Source organism: Halorubrum rutilum, assembly GCF_042665015.1.
In the GTDB taxonomy this organism is placed as follows: Archaea; Halobacteriota; Halobacteria; order Halobacteriales; family Haloferacaceae; genus Halorubrum; species Halorubrum rutilum.
This window is the reverse complement of record NZ_JBHTBL010000001.1, coordinates 370,407-384,990: the sequence shown is the minus strand read 5'-3', so window position 1 is coordinate 384,990 and position 14,584 is coordinate 370,407. Positions and strand designations below refer to the sequence as shown.

Sequence of the window (14,584 nt, the reverse complement as noted above, 5' to 3'; positions counted from 1 at the left end):
CGCAAGTGACGATACCCGACCGATTCCCCGCGGTCCTCGCGGCGACGGCGATGGGGGTGTACCTCCTGCTCGTCGTCGGCGCCACGACCTCGCTCACGGAGGCGGCGGCGGCCTGTTCCGGCTGGCCGCTCTGCGGCGGCGGGGCCGCGCTCCCCGCCGAGACCGCCGGCTGGATCGCGCTCGGCCACCGCGCCGTCGCCGCCGTCGTCGGCGCCCTCGTGGTCCTGTCGGTCGCGCTCGCGTGGCGCGACAGGGCGAGCCGCCGCGTCCGCGGCGCCCTCGCGGCCGCGCTCCTGCTGTTTCCGGCGCAGGCCGGCGTCGGGGCGCTCGTCGCCCTCGGCGAGCTCCCCGCCTCGCTCGGCCCCGTCCACCTCCTGCTGGGCGTGACGATCTTCGGCGCCGTCCTCGCCGCGCTCGCGTGGCGGCTGGAGGCCGAGACCGGCGTCGCCGACGACGCTCCCGTCGACTTCCAGCCGGGGACCGACGACCTCCCGCCGGTCGAGGAGGCGCCCGAACCCGAGATCCCGACGGCGACGGTCCCGCGGCTGCGGGCGACCGCGGCCGCCTACTTCCGGCTGATGAAGCCCCGCCTGATGTGGCTGCTCTGCCTGGTGGCCGCCGCGGCGATGGCGCTGGCCGGCGGACCGGGGTTCACGCCGTACGTCGTGGCCGCGACGCTCGCCGGCGGCGCGCTCTCGATCGGCGCCTCGGGGACGTTCAACCACGTGTTCGAGCGCGACATCGACAGGCGGATGCAGCGGACCAACGACCGCCCGCTGGCGACCGACCTCGTCCCGGTGCGAAACGCGCTCGCGTTCGGGGTCCTGCTGGCGGCCGTCTCCCTCGGCCTCTTCTGGACGGTGAACCCGCTGACCGCGGGCCTCGGACTGGTCGCGATCCTGTTCTACAGCGTCGTCTACACCCTCGTGCTGAAGCCGAACACGGTCCAGAACACCGTCATCGGCGGGGCGGCGGGGGCGCTGCCCGCGCTCATCGGCTGGGCGGCGGTGACCGGCGAGGTCGGCGGCGGCGGGCTGCTGCTCGCGCTGGTCATCTTCCTGTGGACGCCCGCGCACTTCTACAACCTCGCGCTGGCGTACAAGGACGACTACGAGCGCGGCGGCTTCCCGATGATGCCCGTCGTCCGCGGCGAGACGGCGACGCGCCGGCACATCGTCTGGTACCTCGGCGCGACGCTCGTCGCCGCGGTCGCGCTCGCCGCCGTCGCCGAGCCGCTCGGCGCGCTCTACGCCGCGGTCGGCGTCGCTCTCGGCGCGGTGTTCCTGTGGGCGGTCGTCCGGCTGCACTACGAGCAGACGGAGTCGGCGGCGTTCCGCGCGTTCCACGCCTCGAACGCCTACCTCGGCCTGCTGCTGTTCGCCGTCGTCTTCGACGCGCTCGTGGTCTGACGGGCGGGCCGGGCGGCGCGAATTTAAAAGCGTTCGGCGCGAACGTGGGTTCGTATGACACGAGTCGAGATAGAGTACTGCGTACCGTGCGGCATGTTGAACCGCGCTCAGGACGTCTCGGAAGCCCTGCTCACACAGTTCGGCGAGGAGCTCGACGAGGTCGCGCTGGTCACGGGCGACGACGGCGTGTTCGTCGTCCGTGCGGACGGCGAGGTCGTCTTCGACAAGACCGAGGACGAGTACGACGTGGACGCCATCGTGCGCGCCGTCAGGCCGTACGTCGGCGCGGCGGCGTGACGGTCCGTCACTCCTCGGCGTAGACCGCCCGCGCCGAGTTCGTCACCACGAGGACGCTGCTCGTCGCCATCGCGAGCGCGGCGAGCAGCGGGTTGAGCACGCCGGCGAGCGCCATCGGGATCGCCGCCGCGTTGTAGGCGAACGCCCAGCCGAGGTTCTGCCTGAGCCGCCGGTTCGTCCCGCGGGTGACCGCGAACAGCTCCGGGATCGCGGCGAGGCGGTCCTCTAGGAGGACGGCGTCCGCGGCGTCGGCCGCCAGGTCGGTCCCGCTCGCGATCGAGACGCCGAGGTCGGCCGCGGCGAGCGCCGGCGCGTCGTTGCTCCCGTCGCCGACCATGGCGACCCGCTCGGTCGCCGCGATCCGCCTGACCGTCTCCGCCTTCGCCTCGGGCGGGACCGCCGCGAACACCTCGTCCACGGCCGGGTGGTCCTCGAAGCGGCGGGCCGCCTCGGGGGCGTCGCCCGTGAGCACCACGACGCGTCGCCCGCCCTCGGCGAGGTCGGCGACGACCTCGTCCCAGCCGTCGCGGACCTCGTCGCCGACGACGAGGACGCCGACGACCGCGCCCGCCCAGCCGACGAAGACGGGCACGCGCCCGTCCGCCCGGGCCGCCTCGCCGGCCGCGTCCAGCGACGCCGGCACGGTCCACGCCGCCCCGTCGAACAGAGACCGGTGGCCGGCGACGACCGCCTCGCCGTCGATCCGGCCGCGGACGCCCCGGTCCGTGACCGTCACGTCGGCGACCGACGGGGACGAGCCGTCGGCCGTCTCGTCGTCGGGGGGGTCCGTCTCGGCCGTCCGCGCCGCCCCGCCGTCGGTCGCGGGCGTCGGACCGTCCGCGGCGGCCGAGCCGTCCGCGGCCGCGACGATCGCCTCCGCGATCGGGTGCGCGGAGGCGCGCTCGACCGCCGCCGCCCGGCGGCGGACCTCGGCCGGCGACGCGCCGTCCGCGACCGTGTCGACGAGCCGCATCTCGCCGTCGGTGAGCGTCCCCGTCTTGTCGAGCACCACCGTCTCCACGTCGGCCGCCTCCTCGAAGACGGCGTCCGAGACGATCACGATCCCGCGCCGGGCCGCGTCGCGGATCCCGGCGGCGATCGCGAGCGGGGTCGCGAGCCCGAGCGCGCACGGACAGGAGACGATGAGCACCGTGAGCCCGACCAGCGCGGCGTCGACGGGCGCCGATCCGAGCGCGAGGGTGACGCCGGCGCCGGCGACGGCGACCGCGACGACGAGCGGGACGAAGGCGGTCGCGAGCCGGTCGACGAGCCGCTGGACGCCCGACCGCGAGCTCTGGATCTCCCACAGGAGCCGGACGAGCCGGTCGAGCGTGCTCGTCGCGTCCTCGCCGACCGCGACGACGACGGGCGCGTCGGTGACGACGGTGCCGCCGCGGACCGCGTCGCCCTCGCGCTTCGTCGCCGGGAGCGACTCGCCCGTGACGAGCGCCTCGTCGACGGCGGCGGTCCCCTCGACGACGGTCCCGTCGAAGGGGACGCGCTCGCCGGGGCGCACGAGGAGCCGGTCGCCGGGGTCGACGGCCTCGGCCGCGACGGTCTCGCCGGACTCGGTGCGGACCGTCCGGTCGCCGGCCGTCGTCAGCTCCGAGAGCATCCCGGTCGCGCGCCGCTTGACGATCGACTCGTAGCGGTTGCCGGCGGTGACGACCAAGATCACGGCGATCGTCACGTCGAAGTAGAGGTCGGTGCGGCCGACGAGCAGCGCGAGCGTGCTGTAGGCGTACGAGCTCCCCGCCGCGAGCGACACGAGGAGGTCCATGTTCGGCCGCCGCGCCCGGAGGCTCACGTAGGCGCCGCGCAGGATCGGGTAGCCGGTGTAACAGAGGACGATCGAGGCGAACACCCACACCTGCGCGAACAGGTACGTGCCCGAGACGCCGCCGAGATCCGCGATCGGCTCGTAGCCGAAGTAGGTCGGATAGAGGAAGAGGACGTACCACAGCATCGCCATCATCCCGAAGAAGCCGCCGCCGATCAGGAAGCGGACGACGTCGTCGTCGCGGTCCGGTTCCGGGTCGGCCCGGTCGCTCGCGGTGTACCCCGCGACCGAGAGCCGCTCGGCGAGCTCGTCGGCGCTCACGACGTCGGGGTCGTAGTCGACGCGGATCGTGTCGGTGGCGTAGCTCGCCTCGGCGGCCGCGACGCCCTCGCGCTCGGCCGCGGTCAGCTCCAGGAACGACTCGCAGGTCGCGCAGTGCATCCCGTCGACGCGGAGGAACGTCGTCTCGCCGTCGAACGACTCGTCCGGCTCGCTCTCGGGGCGTCGCTCGTCGAGGTCGTCGGCGTCGTCGACGTCGTCCAGCGACCGGGCCACCGCGAGGCAGCCGCGACAGCAGAACTCGCCGTCGACGTCGGGAGCGGTGTGGGGGTCGCCCCCGGTCGGGAGTTCACAGAGGGTGCAGTCCGACATGCGTGGAGATGGCGCTCGGCGCCGCCGCTACGCCTCGTCCGGGTCCGCCGCGTCGGACGAGGCCGATCCGGGACGGAGGCTCCCGCCGGTCGCGACCCGGAGGCTCCCCCAGATGATCAGGACGTTCACCAGCGTCACGGCGACGACGACCTCCGCCCGGTCGGCGAGGAACACCGCCGCCGGGACGGTACCGCCCAACACGAGGAGCAGGGCCCGCTGCAGCGTGAACTCCATACCCGGAGGTGGAACGCCCGCGTCATAGATAACGGCAAGATTCCCACGGTCTGGGAACGGATCGATCGTATATATTCGGGTGTGAACTACCGCGACTCATGGCGCAGACCGAGACCGCGCGCGGCGCGACGGGCGAGGCGAGCGGTGAGGGGGACGCGGAGTTCGACCCGATCGGGACGCTCACGCTCATCGGGATCTACTTCGTCATCCTGCTGCTGGCGTGGGTGTACATCTACTACGTCGAGTTCCTCGGCCGCGATCTGGTCGTGGTGGGGTGACCGCGGATGCATATCCACGCCTACGAGAAGCTCTGGCTCGCGGCGTCGATCCTGCTGATACTGCTGCTCATCGGCTCGGTCACCTACGGCGCCGTCGGCCCCGGGGTCGCGATGGTCGCCGACAGCGAGCCGACGGTGAACGCCCAGGCGCTCGACGAGGACGAGCGGTTCTCGGAGCCCCGCGTCGAACGGGTCGGCGAGAACGAGTACGCGGCGTACGTCGTCGCGCGTCAGTTCGGCTTCCAACCTGACCCCATCGTCTTGCCGGCGAACAGCACCGTGACGTTCTACGTCACTTCCGCCGACGTGATCCACGGGTTCGAGGTCGTCGGCACGAACGCGAACACGATGGTCGTGCCCGGCGAGGTCTCCGAGCTCACCGTCGAGGTCGACGGCGCCGAGGAGTACGGGCTCATCTGTAACGAGTACTGCGGCGCCGGCCACCACGTGATGGAGGGGAAGGTGAACGTCGTCAGCCAGGCCGAGTTCGAAGAGCGGAACGAGGGGGGTGACGAGGCGTGAGCGACGCCATCGAGGCCGAGCGCTCCTTCGTCGACGAGTTCCCCGACGAGGCGCGCGTCGTCCGCGCCGCCCTCCTCAGTTCCTTCTTCGCGCTGACGCTCGGCGCGGTCTTCGGGATCGTCCAGACGCTCCACCGGACGGGGGTGTTCCGGGGGATCATCTCCTCGACCGACTACTACACGTCCCTCACCGCACACGGCGTGTTCCTCGCGATCAGCTTCACGACGTTCTTCCTCGTGGGGCTGTTCACGTGGGCGGTGACGCGCAGCCTCGACCGCCCGCTCGTCGACATCCGGATCACGTGGACGTGGTACGCGATCATGGCGGTCGGGATGACGATGACCGGCGTCTCGATCCTCGCCGGCTTTTTCCCCGCGCTCGACATGAGCGCGGACGTCCTGTTCACCTTCTACGCCCCGTTGCAGGCGCATCCCCTGTTCTACGCCGGCCTCGCCGTCTTCATCGTCGGCTCGTGGATCGCCGGCGCCGACTGGTTCCGGACGTTCCTCGCGTGGCGGCGCGACCACCCCGACGAACGAATCCCGCTGCAGACGTTCATGGTGCTGACGACGATGGCGATGTGGTACATCGCCTCGTCGGCGGTCGCGGCGTCGGTGCTCCTCTTCCTCCTGCCGTGGTCGCTCGGCTTCATCGACCAGGTGAACCCGACGCTCACCCGGACGCTGTTCTGGTTCTTCGGCCACCCGGTGGTGTACTTCTGGCTGATGCCGGCGTACCTGCTGTGGTACACCGTCCTCCCGAAGATCGCCGGCGGACGGCTGTTCAGCGACCCGCTCGCGCGCGTCGTCTTCGTGCTGTTCCTCCTGCTGTCGACCCCGGTCGGCATCCACCACCAGTACCTCGACCCCGGGATCGCCGAGGGGTTCAAGTTCATCTCGATGACGAACACGATGTTCCTGCTGTTGCCGAGCCTGCTCACGGCGTTCACGGTCGTCGCGAGCGTCGAGTACGGCGCCCGGCAGCGCGGCGGGACCGGGCTCTTAGGCTGGCTCACCGACCTCCCGTGGCGGAAGCCCGAGTTCACCGGGATGATGCTCGCGGGGCTGATGTTCGCCGCCGGCGGCTTCTCCGGGATGGTGAACGCGGGCATGAACATCAACTACATGATCCACAACACGATCTGGGTGCCGGGACACTTCCACCTCACCGTCGGCACCGCCGTCGCGCTCACGTTCATGGCCGCGACCTACTGGATCTGGCCGCAGATCTCCAACAAACCGATCTACAGCCGGCCGATCGGGCTGTTCCAGGTCGTGCTCTGGTTCGTCGGCATGGCGCTGATGTCGAACGCGATGCACGCGCAGGGGATCATGGGCGTGCCGCGCCGGACGGCGGAGCCCGAGTACAGCGGCTTCGACTACCCGACGATGTTCGGCGGGTTCGAGGAGCTCAACGTCCAGATCGCGATCGGCGGGACGCTGCTGTTCGTCTCGACGGTGCTGTTCGTCGGGAACCTCGTGCTCACGATGGGGAACCCGCGGGTCTCCGGGCTCGCCGAGTCGCTGCCGCCGGCGCTGTCCGGCCCCGACGACGCCCCGCCCGTGCTCGACAACCTCCGGCTCTGGGTGGGGATCGCGCTGACGCTCGTCGTCCTCGCGTACGCCCTCCCGCTGGCGGCGATCGTTCGGCGCGGCGGGCTGCTCGGTCCCGGCGTGGGCACGTATCCGGCGTGGCTCGTGCCGCTGCGCGACGCGCTCGTCGGCGCCGCGACCCCCCTCGTCGGCGCCGTCGGCGAGGCGGTCGCCGCGCTCGTCGAGGTGGGCCGATGAGCCTCGACAGGACCCGCGGCGGCCTCCTCGTGGCCTTCGCGGTGTTCGGCGTGATCGTCTACGAGTTCCGGACGGTCCTCGACTTCGTCGGCGTCGAGCTCCCGCTCATCCCCTACATGGCCGGCGTCTTCGCGCTCGCCGGCGTCCTGCTGTGGATCGTCACGCTCACGGGCGGCTGGCGGACCGACCCCGAGCGCGACGAGCCGGCGTAGGCGACGGCGTCGCCGCCCGACCCCGCACCGATCGGTGACGCGGCGAGACCGGTCCGGGCCGGAGTCACCGGTCCTTTTGAGACGCCGGGGCGTCGGTGGTCGCGTATGTCAACACGAGACGATCCGCTCACGTTCGGCGTGCTCAGTACCGCGGGAATCGCTCGCGACGCGGTGATCCCGGCGATCGCCGCGAGCGACCACGCGGTCGGGGCCGTCGCGTCGCGCGACCCCGACCGGGCCGCGGCGTTCGCGGAGGCGCAGTCGATCCCGCGGAACTACGGCTCCTACGAGGCCCTGCTCGACGACGGCGGGCTCGACGCCGTCTACGTCCCGCTCCCGAACGGGCTCCACGCCGAGTGGACGACCCGCGCGGCCGACGCCGGGTTCCACGTGCTCTGCGAGAAGCCGCTCGCGGTCGACGCGGCGGAGGCGCGCGAGGTGACCGAGCGCTGCGAGGACCGCGGCGTCACGCTGATGGAGGGGTTCATGTACCGGTACCACCCGCGCACCGAACGGGTCCTCGAACTGGTCGAGCGGGAACTGGACGACGTGCGCACGGTGACCTCGACGTTCCGGTTCCCGCTGTACGGCCGGCCGGACGACGTGCGCCTCGATCCGGCGCTCGCCGGGGGATCGCTGATGGACGTGGGCTGTTACCCCGTCTCGCTCGCCCGGACCGTCCTCGGCGAGCCGGAGCGGGCGTACGCGCACGCGAGCGACACCCGCGACGCCGGCGTCGACACGGAGCTCGCGGGCGTGCTGGAGTACGCGGACGGCCGGTCCGCGCGGGTCGCCTCCGGCTTCGACACGCAGCTCGTGCAGCGCTACCGGATCGACGCGACGAACGGCTGGATCGAGGTCGAGCGGGCGTTCGACGCGCCCGCGGACGAGCCGGTGGAGCTGACCTACGAGGTCGACGGCCGGCGCGGCGTCGAGACGTTCGACCCCGTGGACCAGTACCGCCTGCAGGTGGAGCACTTCGCCGACCGTATCGCCGACGGCACCGCCCCGCTGACCGACGGCGCGGAGGCGATCGCGAACATGCGGGTCGTCGACGCGCTCGCCGAGAGCGCGGCCGAGGGCGGCGCGGTGGACGTGTCGTAACGGGTCGGCGCGCGCCGGACCGCTCACCGCGGTCGACGCCGGCGCGTCGAGCGAGCGTTTATTACCGCTCGGAGCCGATATTGCCCATCATGCCCAATACCACTGCCACCGATGCCGAGTCCGGCGGAGACGAGCGGCGTCGGCGACCGGCCTCGCTCGCCGACGCGGACGCGCTCGACGCGTTCGTCGCCGACGCCGACGCCGCGCTCGTGGAGTTCTACACCGACGGCTGCGGTCTCTGCGACGGGATGAAACCCGTCCTCGCCAACGTCGCCCGCGACCTCGGCGTCGACGCCGCCCTGATCAACCCCCGCGACGACCCGCCGCTCGTCGAGCGGTTCGACGTGCGGAGCGTCCCGCTGTTCGTGCTGTTCGTCGACGGCGAACCCGTCGCCCGCCGCGCCGAGGGGTTCGTCCCCGGCGACGAGCTCGCCGCGTGGGTCCGCGAGCACGTCGAGTGATCGGACGGGGCCCGGGACGCGCTCGTCGCTCGCGGGACGAGAGACACGGAGCGAAACGAAACCGCGACCGAGCGCCGGGTCGAGCCCCGGCGAAATCGGCCTTACAGCCGACCGACGTTCTCGACGGCGACGGACTCGACGCCGTCGACGTCGGCGAACGCCTCCTCGACCGCCTCGGTGCCGCCCGCGCCGTCGGGGACGATGACGGTCGGGAGGAGGGCGACGAGGCCGAACGCGACGTCGTCGCGCTGGAAGCCGCGGATCTTCGCGCCCTGCGGGAGCGACTCCTCCAGCCGGTCCTGCAGGTCGTCGAGGTCGACGTCGGGGCTGTTCGGCATGACCTTGATCTTGGCGGCGACGTCTCCCATACTAGGGCCCTCGGAAGCCGCAGTCGTGGCACTCGTAGAGGTTGCTCTGCTTCCGGCACTTCGCGCACCGGTGGATCGTCGCCCCGCAGTCCGGGCAGGAGAAGCGCGCGGCGTTCATACCGGCCACCTGGATGCCACAGGAGACGCACTGCCGCGTGCCCTGCGTTTCACTCTCGCTCATACACTGAAACACCACCGCGCGACTTTTAACCGTTGTTCTTTGGGGTCGACGGGAGAACGCCGGGTGCGCCGCGGTACCGCGGCGCTCGCGCGTCCCGCCCGTCGAGCGCGTTCCGGTTCCGAGGCATCCCGGAGACCGATGCCGCGTCACCCGATAATCAGCGGCCCGATCAACACGCCCATCAGGTGGACCCGCCGGGCGCCGACCCGGGGCGGAGCGAGTCCCAGCACGCCGGCGACGGCGAAGATACCGACGCCGAGCGGCCCCGCGAACAGGAACGAGACGCCGGCGAGCAGCGCCAGGACGCCGAGCGAGAGGCGGGTGTAGTCCGCGTTGCCGACGACCCGGAGGTAGGCGTCCCCGACGAGGAGGACGAGCGCGAAGCCGACGGCCGCGGCGGCCCCCGCGGCGACGAGGAGGATCGGGAGCGCGAAGGGGACGCCGGCCCGGTCGATCGCGACCGTGACGCCCGTCCGCGGCGTGCCGAGCGCGACGAGCGCGAACAGCGCGAATATCGTGTTCGCCGTGTTCGCGCCGCTCGTGGCGACGACGAACCCGCGGTCGCCGTCCTCTCGCGGGACCGCCGGCAGCGCCGCGACGGCGGCGATCGCCGCGGAGACGCCGGGGACGTAGCCGACCACCGCGCCCGCGAGCGACCCGGCGCCGGCGCTCACGCCGAGGTCGCGGGGGCTCATCGTGACCCGCGCGTCGGCCTGCGGCGGGACGCCCTCGCCGCCGAGCGCGTCGACGAGCACGGGCGCGCCGAACAGCCCGGCGAACAGCGGCGCGAGGACGCCGCCGGCGTCGAGCGGCGCCGCGGGGTCGACGTCGAGCGTCGCGAGCCCGAGCGCGGCGCTCGCGAGGAACGCGAGGAACCCGCCGACCGCGGCCCGCTTCGACGACTCGGTGAGCACGAGGAAGGCGACGACGCCCGCGAGGAGCAGTGGGAGGTGCGCCCGCACCGCGGGATAGCCGCGGATCATGACCCAGGTGATCGGCACGGCGAGGGGGACCGCGAGCGCGACCGCCAGCCCGGAGCCGACCGCCGAGAGCCGGATCGCCTCGCGGCCGCGCCCCGCGATCACGAGCCGGTGACCCGGGAGCGCCGCGACCGCCGTCGCCGCGTCGGGCACGCCGAGCGCGAGCGCGGGCACGATGTCGAGGAACGAGTGGACCACCCCGGCCCCGAGCATCGCGACGCCGACGAGCAGGGGGTCGGCGGCGACCGAGGGGGCGAGCCCCGCGAGCAGCAGCGCGAAGTTGTTCGCGTGGAGGCCCGGGACGAGCCCGCTCAGCGTGCCGAGCGCGGCGCCCCCGCACAGGAACGCGAGCGCGGCGGCCGCGAACGTCGGATCGACGACCGGGCGGACGAGGGCGTCCATCGCGGGGAGGTGGCCGCGGCTTCGGTGATAAGCCGGGGGGTGCGCGGTGAGACCGAGCGCCGCGGCTCCGGGAGAGCGAAACGAACGGTCGAAAACTCGGTCTCGTTAGGCCTTCTGGGCCGCCTGCGACTTCTTCTGGGTGACGTAGCCGGCGATCCGGTTGCGGACGCCCTTCGACTCGACGGTGGTCAGGGCCGTGACGCTCTCCTTGTTCGTCTCGAAGTTCGTGTTGAACGAGTCGGGATACCGTTCGAGCAGGACGTTCCCGAGCTGCTTGATGTACTTGGGTTTGATGGCCATACCGAGCGCTACCGCCGGGCCGAACTAAAAGGGTTCGTTCCGCCGCGAGCGGCCGCGAGGCGGTATCACGCCGGTCCGTCGGCCGCGCGGTCGCTCAGGCGTCGCCGTCGCGGTCGTCGCGTCCCGCCCCGGAACGCCGCTCGGCCTCGGCGAGCGCCCGCCACCCGGTCGCCTCGTCGATGCGGGCGAACGCCTCGCGCTCGGCCGGCCCGCCGCAGCGGTCGACCACGTCGGCGAAGTAGGTCAGGCGGTCGAGCAGGTCCGCCGCGTCGAACGCGGGCACGTCGAGCCGCGAGGCGGCCACGGTGGCGTCGACGACCGCGCCGAACCCGCGGTTGACCGTCGGGACGCGCTCCCGGCGGATCTCGGCCTCGACGGGAGAGAGCGTCCACGTCCGGATCGTCGTGTCGCCCTCGGTCTCGCTCCCGACCGCCTCGGCGGTCACCTCGACCCACGCGTCGGCCGTTTCGAGGACGGGCTCGTCGACCTCGCGAACCGTCAGCGCGGCGTCGACGAACGTCCGGGGGTCGGTCGTGAACTGGACGACGCCGCCGCCGCGCTCGGTGAAGTTCCGCCACGTCCGGGTGCGGCCGTAGGTCCGCGCGGTCACGGGGTCTTCGGGATCGTCCGGGGCGTGGAGTCCGAGCGCCGCGACGTTCCACCGGTCGTTCGGGCCGAGCGTCGTCACGACCGACTCCGTGACGCCGCGGAGCGCGACCGGCCAGCCGTCGGGGGTGACGGCGTCGGCGCCCTCCGCCGACGCTCCGCGGTCCCCGTCGGGGCCCTCCCCGTTCACGGCGCCACCTCCGCGCCGCGTCGGAGCGCGACGTACAGCGCCGCGCAGGTGAGGTCCGCGGTCGTCCCGGGGTTGATCCCCTCGTCGACGAACGCGGTCGCCAGTCCCTCCGCGGCGTCGAGGTCGGCCCCGTGGACCGCGTCGGCGTCGATCGCGTCGACGCCCGCGGCGGGGTCCGGGCCGACGCCGTCCGCCCCGTCGAGCAGCGCGGCCGCCCGAGCGCTCGCCTCCCGGGCCGTTCGGGAGTCGCGGGCCGCGGCGACCAGCGTGTCGGGCTCGGCGGCGAGCAGGCCGAGGAACGCCCGCGCGGCCCGGTCGGTCAGCGGCCCCTCGTCGGAGCGGATCCACTCGGCGGCGCGGAACGTCCGGGGGAACCCCTCGACCCACTCCCGCGCGTTGCGGTCGGGGACGCGGTCCGGGTCGTCGGGGTCGGCCGAGAGCGCCAGCACGTCGCGCAGCGTCAGCCCGCGCTCGCGGAGCGCCGGCGCCGCGTCGCTCCCTCGGCGCACGTCGAGGTCGGCCGCGCCCGCGGGCGGGTCCCCGACCGCGACGTCGACGCGCTCGAACGCGCGGTAGAAGGCGACCGCGTCGGCGACGTCGGTGTCGCGGGTCGCGCGGTCGACGGCGTCGGGCCCGAGGTCGCCCGGAGGCGACGCGTCCCCGCCCGCGACCGTCGCGCGGATCAGCGGGACGAGCAGCAGCAGACAGCCGAACTGGGTGTTCGTTCCCGCGCGGTCGGCCATCCCCGCCACCGCGCGCTCGAAGGCGTCGCCGACGGGAGCCGCCTCGTCCACCGCCAGTTCGAGCCCCTCGCGGGCGCCGACCGCCCCGCCGAGGAACGCCTCGAACCGGAGGTCGGCGAGGTCGCGGCGTCGGTCGACGTTCCCGGGCTTCGGGGTCCCGGCGACTTCGAGCAGGAGCGCGAGGACCGCGTCGTCGACCGTGGCGCGGTCGGCGGTCACGGCGGCGCCTCCCGTCGGCGTTCCGACTCCCCCGCCGACAGCTCCCCGTCACGCCACGCGCGCACCGCCTCGGCGACGCGCGCGAGCTCCGTGGGATGCTCGGTCGGCCGCCCGACGCTGACGGCGTCGGCCCCGTGCGCGGCGTACTCGGCGACCGTCTCCCGGCCCCGGACGCCGTTGTTGGCGATCGCGGTGAGGCCGGCGCGGGGGGCCGCTCCGGCCGCGGCGTCGTCTCCCGCCGTCAGGTCGGCGACGACGCCCTCCGAGTCCATCGCGTCGACGTGGAGCCAGTCGCCCCCCGCCTCGGCGACCGCGTCGGCGACGGCGACGAGGTCGGCGCCGGGGACCTCGGCGCGGACCTTCACGCTCGTCGTCGCGCCGGTCGCGGCCGCGGCGGCGACGTAGTCGGTCAGCCGGTCGCGGTCGCGCAGGAGGGACTCGCCGCAGCCGACCGCGCGGAGCTCCGGCTGGCGGCAGTGGGCGTTGACCTCGCAGACCGCGTCGCGGTCGGCGCAGACCGCCGCCGCCTCGCGCACCGGCTCGACGGTCGCGCTGCGGACGTTGATCCCGGGTCGGACCGGGGCGTCGGCGAGCGCGGCGAGCTGCCGGTCGACCCACGCGAGCGGGTCGTCGGGGAGGAACTCCGTGCGCCCCCGAGCGACGAGGTCGCGCGCGGCGGCCCGGCTCGCCGGGTCGAGCGCGATCCCGCCGAGCACCGCCGCGTCGACGTGCGGGGCCGCGGCGCGCGCCCAGTCGGCGTCGGCCGCGCCGCTGAGGCTGGCGGCGACGAGGAAGGGGGCCGGTCCCCCGTCTCCGTCCGCCGTCACTCGGCCACCTCCGGATCGGTCGCCGGCGCGTCCCTCACCGCCGCCAGCGCGCGCTCGCAGGCCCGGGCGACGCGCTCGGCGTCGTCCGCGCCGTCCATCCCGGTGTCGGTGCGCTCGACGTGGCGCTCCGGGAGCTCGGTCGGGTCGGCCTCGTCGAGGACGAACGCGTCCGCGAACGGGTACGCCGCGGCGACGCCCGCGGTCGACGGGTCGCGACCGACGCCCGCCATCAGGTCGGCCGCCGGGCCGGAGAAGACCTCGTCGCCCACGAACGGCGAGACCGCGACGACCGGCGTCTCGCGGAGCGCCGCCTCGAAGCCGGGGAGCGCCAGCATCGGGCCGACGCTCGTGACGGGGTTCGACGGCCCGATCACGATGGGCTCGGCGAGGGCGTCGAGGACCTCCGCCGTCGGCTCGGCGTCGTCCGCGCCCCGGAACTCCGCGTCGGCGACGGCCGGTTCGCCCCGGCGCGCGACCCAGTACTCCTGGAAGTGGATCGTCTCGCCCGCCTCCGTGTGGATCAGCGTCGCGACCGGGTCGTCGGACATCGGGAGGAGGTCGACATCGAGCCCGAAGGCGTCGGCGAGCGTCCGAACGACCTCGGTGAGCGTGCGCCCCTCGTCGAGCAGGCTCGTTCGGGTGACGTGGACCGCGCGGTCGCGGTCGCCGATCTCCATGAACTCGCCGACGCCCGAGAACCGCCGCCACCGCGCGATCTCGCGCCCGCTCGTCTGCGCCTCGGCGTCGAGGTAGCGCGGGGCCGCGCCGAGCCCGAGCTCGTCCGCGAGCCGGCGCAGCTCCGCGTGGGTCTCGGTGGTGTCGTCCGCGATCCCCCACCACGTCTCGCGGTCGAGGACGCCGCCGCCGGCGAACAGCACCGTGTCGACGTCGGGACAGACGAGGTGGCCGCCGAGCTCGACGTCGTCGCCCGTGTTGGCGACGACCGCGATCGCCTCCGGATCCCAGACGCGGGTCGCCCCGTCGAGGAGCTTCGGCGTCCCCGTGCCGCCGGCGAGGAACGTGACCATAC

General features: G+C 73.6%; 18 protein-coding genes. 8 read left to right on the top strand and 10 right to left on the bottom strand.

Annotated elements, in window-relative coordinates; translation table 11 throughout:
• Positions 1-5 precede the first annotated feature (5 nt).
• Positions 6-1,409, top strand: coding sequence for a heme o synthase (locus ACFQMF_RS02155; protein WP_256407468.1), 1,404 nt, complete (start codon positions 6-8; stop codon positions 1,407-1,409).
• Between the two features lie 54 nt (positions 1,410-1,463).
• Positions 1,464-1,706 carry an Rdx family protein gene (locus tag ACFQMF_RS02150; protein WP_256407467.1) on the top strand — a complete coding sequence of 81 codons (243 nt, stop codon included), beginning with the start codon at positions 1,464-1,466 and terminating at the stop codon, positions 1,704-1,706.
• A 7-nt stretch (positions 1,707-1,713) separates the two neighbouring features.
• Here the strand turns inward: ACFQMF_RS02150 and ACFQMF_RS02145 are convergent, their stop codons facing one another.
• Together ACFQMF_RS02145 and ACFQMF_RS02140 are read right to left on the bottom strand one after the other, a co-directional pair.
• Positions 1,714-4,137, bottom strand: coding sequence for a heavy metal translocating P-type ATPase (locus tag ACFQMF_RS02145; protein ID WP_256407466.1), 2,424 nt, complete (start codon positions 4,135-4,137; stop codon positions 1,714-1,716).
• 27 nt (positions 4,138-4,164) lie between these two features.
• Positions 4,165-4,371, bottom strand: coding sequence for a hypothetical protein (locus ACFQMF_RS02140; RefSeq protein ID WP_256407465.1), 207 nt, complete (start codon positions 4,369-4,371; stop codon positions 4,165-4,167).
• Positions 4,372-4,469: 98 nt separating this feature from the next.
• On the opposite strand from ACFQMF_RS02140, the gene ACFQMF_RS02135 reads away from it, so the two are divergent.
• From ACFQMF_RS02135 to ACFQMF_RS02110, 6 genes are all read left to right on the top strand, one after another.
• On the top strand, positions 4,470-4,649 hold the full coding sequence (locus tag ACFQMF_RS02135) for a hypothetical protein (protein WP_256407464.1): 180 nt from the start codon (positions 4,470-4,472) through the stop codon (positions 4,647-4,649).
• Positions 4,650-4,655: 6 nt separating this feature from the next.
• Positions 4,656-5,171 carry a cytochrome c oxidase subunit II gene (locus ACFQMF_RS02130; protein WP_256407463.1) on the top strand — a complete coding sequence of 172 codons (516 nt, stop codon included), beginning with the start codon at positions 4,656-4,658 and terminating at the stop codon, positions 5,169-5,171.
• Positions 5,168-6,961, top strand: coding sequence for a b(o/a)3-type cytochrome-c oxidase subunit 1 (locus ACFQMF_RS02125; RefSeq protein WP_256407462.1), 1,794 nt, complete (start codon positions 5,168-5,170; stop codon positions 6,959-6,961). Before ACFQMF_RS02130 ends, ACFQMF_RS02125 begins: the two co-directional genes overlap by 4 nt.
• A complete protein-coding gene (locus tag ACFQMF_RS02120; RefSeq protein WP_256407461.1) occupies positions 6,958-7,173 on the top strand; it encodes a CbaC protein in 216 nt (71 codons plus the stop codon). The genes ACFQMF_RS02125 and ACFQMF_RS02120 overlap by 4 nt, the downstream gene beginning before the upstream one ends.
• 105 nt (positions 7,174-7,278) lie before the next feature.
• Positions 7,279-8,277 (top strand): Gfo/Idh/MocA family protein, encoded by a 999-nt coding sequence (locus tag ACFQMF_RS02115; RefSeq protein WP_256407460.1) that lies wholly within the window; start codon positions 7,279-7,281, stop codon positions 8,275-8,277.
• A gap of 86 nt (positions 8,278-8,363) precedes the next feature.
• Positions 8,364-8,738, top strand: coding sequence for a thioredoxin family protein (locus ACFQMF_RS02110; protein ID WP_379791523.1), 375 nt, complete (start codon positions 8,364-8,366; stop codon positions 8,736-8,738).
• A 101-nt stretch (positions 8,739-8,839) separates the two neighbouring features.
• On the opposite strand, the gene ACFQMF_RS02105 is transcribed toward ACFQMF_RS02110, so the two are convergent.
• The 8 genes from ACFQMF_RS02105 to cofD all read right to left on the bottom strand — a co-directional run bounded on the left by ACFQMF_RS02105 (position 8,840) and on the right by cofD (position 14,582).
• The gene (locus ACFQMF_RS02105; protein WP_256407458.1) at positions 8,840-9,106 is read right to left on the bottom strand and encodes an elongation factor 1-beta; all 267 of its coding nucleotides are present in this window, start codon (positions 9,104-9,106) and stop codon (positions 8,840-8,842) included.
• 1 nt (position 9,107) lies between these two features.
• Positions 9,108-9,287 carry an HVO_2753 family zinc finger protein gene (locus ACFQMF_RS02100; RefSeq protein ID WP_092565370.1) on the bottom strand — a complete coding sequence of 60 codons (180 nt, stop codon included), beginning with the start codon at positions 9,285-9,287 and terminating at the stop codon, positions 9,108-9,110.
• 146 nt (positions 9,288-9,433) lie between these two features.
• A complete protein-coding gene (locus tag ACFQMF_RS02095; protein ID WP_256407457.1) occupies positions 9,434-10,669 on the bottom strand; it encodes a tripartite tricarboxylate transporter permease in 1,236 nt (411 codons plus the stop codon).
• A 105-nt stretch (positions 10,670-10,774) separates the two neighbouring features.
• Positions 10,775-10,969 (bottom strand): 30S ribosomal protein S17e, encoded by a 195-nt coding sequence (locus ACFQMF_RS02090; protein WP_256407456.1) that lies wholly within the window; start codon positions 10,967-10,969, stop codon positions 10,775-10,777.
• Positions 10,970-11,063: 94 nt separating this feature from the next.
• Positions 11,064-11,765 carry a DUF447 domain-containing protein gene (locus ACFQMF_RS02085; RefSeq protein ID WP_256407455.1) on the bottom strand — a complete coding sequence of 234 codons (702 nt, stop codon included), beginning with the start codon at positions 11,763-11,765 and terminating at the stop codon, positions 11,064-11,066.
• Positions 11,762-12,727: a triphosphoribosyl-dephospho-CoA synthase gene (locus ACFQMF_RS02080; protein WP_256407454.1), complete on the bottom strand. Its 966-nt coding sequence runs from the start codon at positions 12,725-12,727 to the stop codon at positions 11,762-11,764. The genes ACFQMF_RS02085 and ACFQMF_RS02080 overlap by 4 nt, the downstream gene beginning before the upstream one ends.
• Entirely contained in the window at positions 12,724-13,554 is an 831-nt protein-coding gene (locus ACFQMF_RS02075) for a beta/alpha barrel domain-containing protein (RefSeq protein ID WP_256407453.1), read from the bottom strand. The genes ACFQMF_RS02080 and ACFQMF_RS02075 overlap by 4 nt, the downstream gene beginning before the upstream one ends.
• A complete protein-coding gene (cofD, locus tag ACFQMF_RS02070; protein WP_256407452.1) occupies positions 13,551-14,582 on the bottom strand; it encodes a 2-phospho-L-lactate transferase in 1,032 nt (343 codons plus the stop codon). The genes ACFQMF_RS02075 and cofD overlap by 4 nt, the downstream gene beginning before the upstream one ends.
• Positions 14,583-14,584: the final 2 nt, after the last annotated feature.

Bases quoted from the DNA above. Each gene is read 5' to 3' on its own strand.
- ACFQMF_RS02150 (WP_256407467.1), top strand. From the start codon at position 1,464: ATGACACGAGTCGAGATAGAGTACTGCGTACCGTGCGGCATGTTGAAC.
- ACFQMF_RS02145 (WP_256407466.1), bottom strand. From the start codon at position 4,137: ATGTCGGACTGCACCCTCTGTGAACTCCCGACCGGGGGCGACCCCCAC.
- ACFQMF_RS02140 (WP_256407465.1), bottom strand. From the start codon at position 4,371: ATGGAGTTCACGCTGCAGCGGGCCCTGCTCCTCGTGTTGGGCGGTACC.
- ACFQMF_RS02135 (WP_256407464.1), top strand. From the start codon at position 4,470: ATGGCGCAGACCGAGACCGCGCGCGGCGCGACGGGCGAGGCGAGCGGT.
- ACFQMF_RS02130 (WP_256407463.1), top strand. From the start codon at position 4,656: ATGCATATCCACGCCTACGAGAAGCTCTGGCTCGCGGCGTCGATCCTG.
- ACFQMF_RS02120 (WP_256407461.1), top strand. From the start codon at position 6,958: ATGAGCCTCGACAGGACCCGCGGCGGCCTCCTCGTGGCCTTCGCGGTG.
- ACFQMF_RS02115 (WP_256407460.1), top strand. From the start codon at position 7,279: ATGTCAACACGAGACGATCCGCTCACGTTCGGCGTGCTCAGTACCGCG.
- ACFQMF_RS02105 (WP_256407458.1), bottom strand. From the start codon at position 9,106: ATGGGAGACGTCGCCGCCAAGATCAAGGTCATGCCGAACAGCCCCGAC.
- ACFQMF_RS02100 (WP_092565370.1), bottom strand. From the start codon at position 9,287: ATGAGCGAGAGTGAAACGCAGGGCACGCGGCAGTGCGTCTCCTGTGGC.
- ACFQMF_RS02095 (WP_256407457.1), bottom strand. From the start codon at position 10,669: ATGGACGCCCTCGTCCGCCCGGTCGTCGATCCGACGTTCGCGGCCGCC.
- ACFQMF_RS02090 (WP_256407456.1), bottom strand. From the start codon at position 10,969: ATGGCCATCAAACCCAAGTACATCAAGCAGCTCGGGAACGTCCTGCTC.
- cofD (WP_256407452.1), bottom strand. From the start codon at position 14,582: ATGGTCACGTTCCTCGCCGGCGGCACGGGGACGCCGAAGCTCCTCGAC.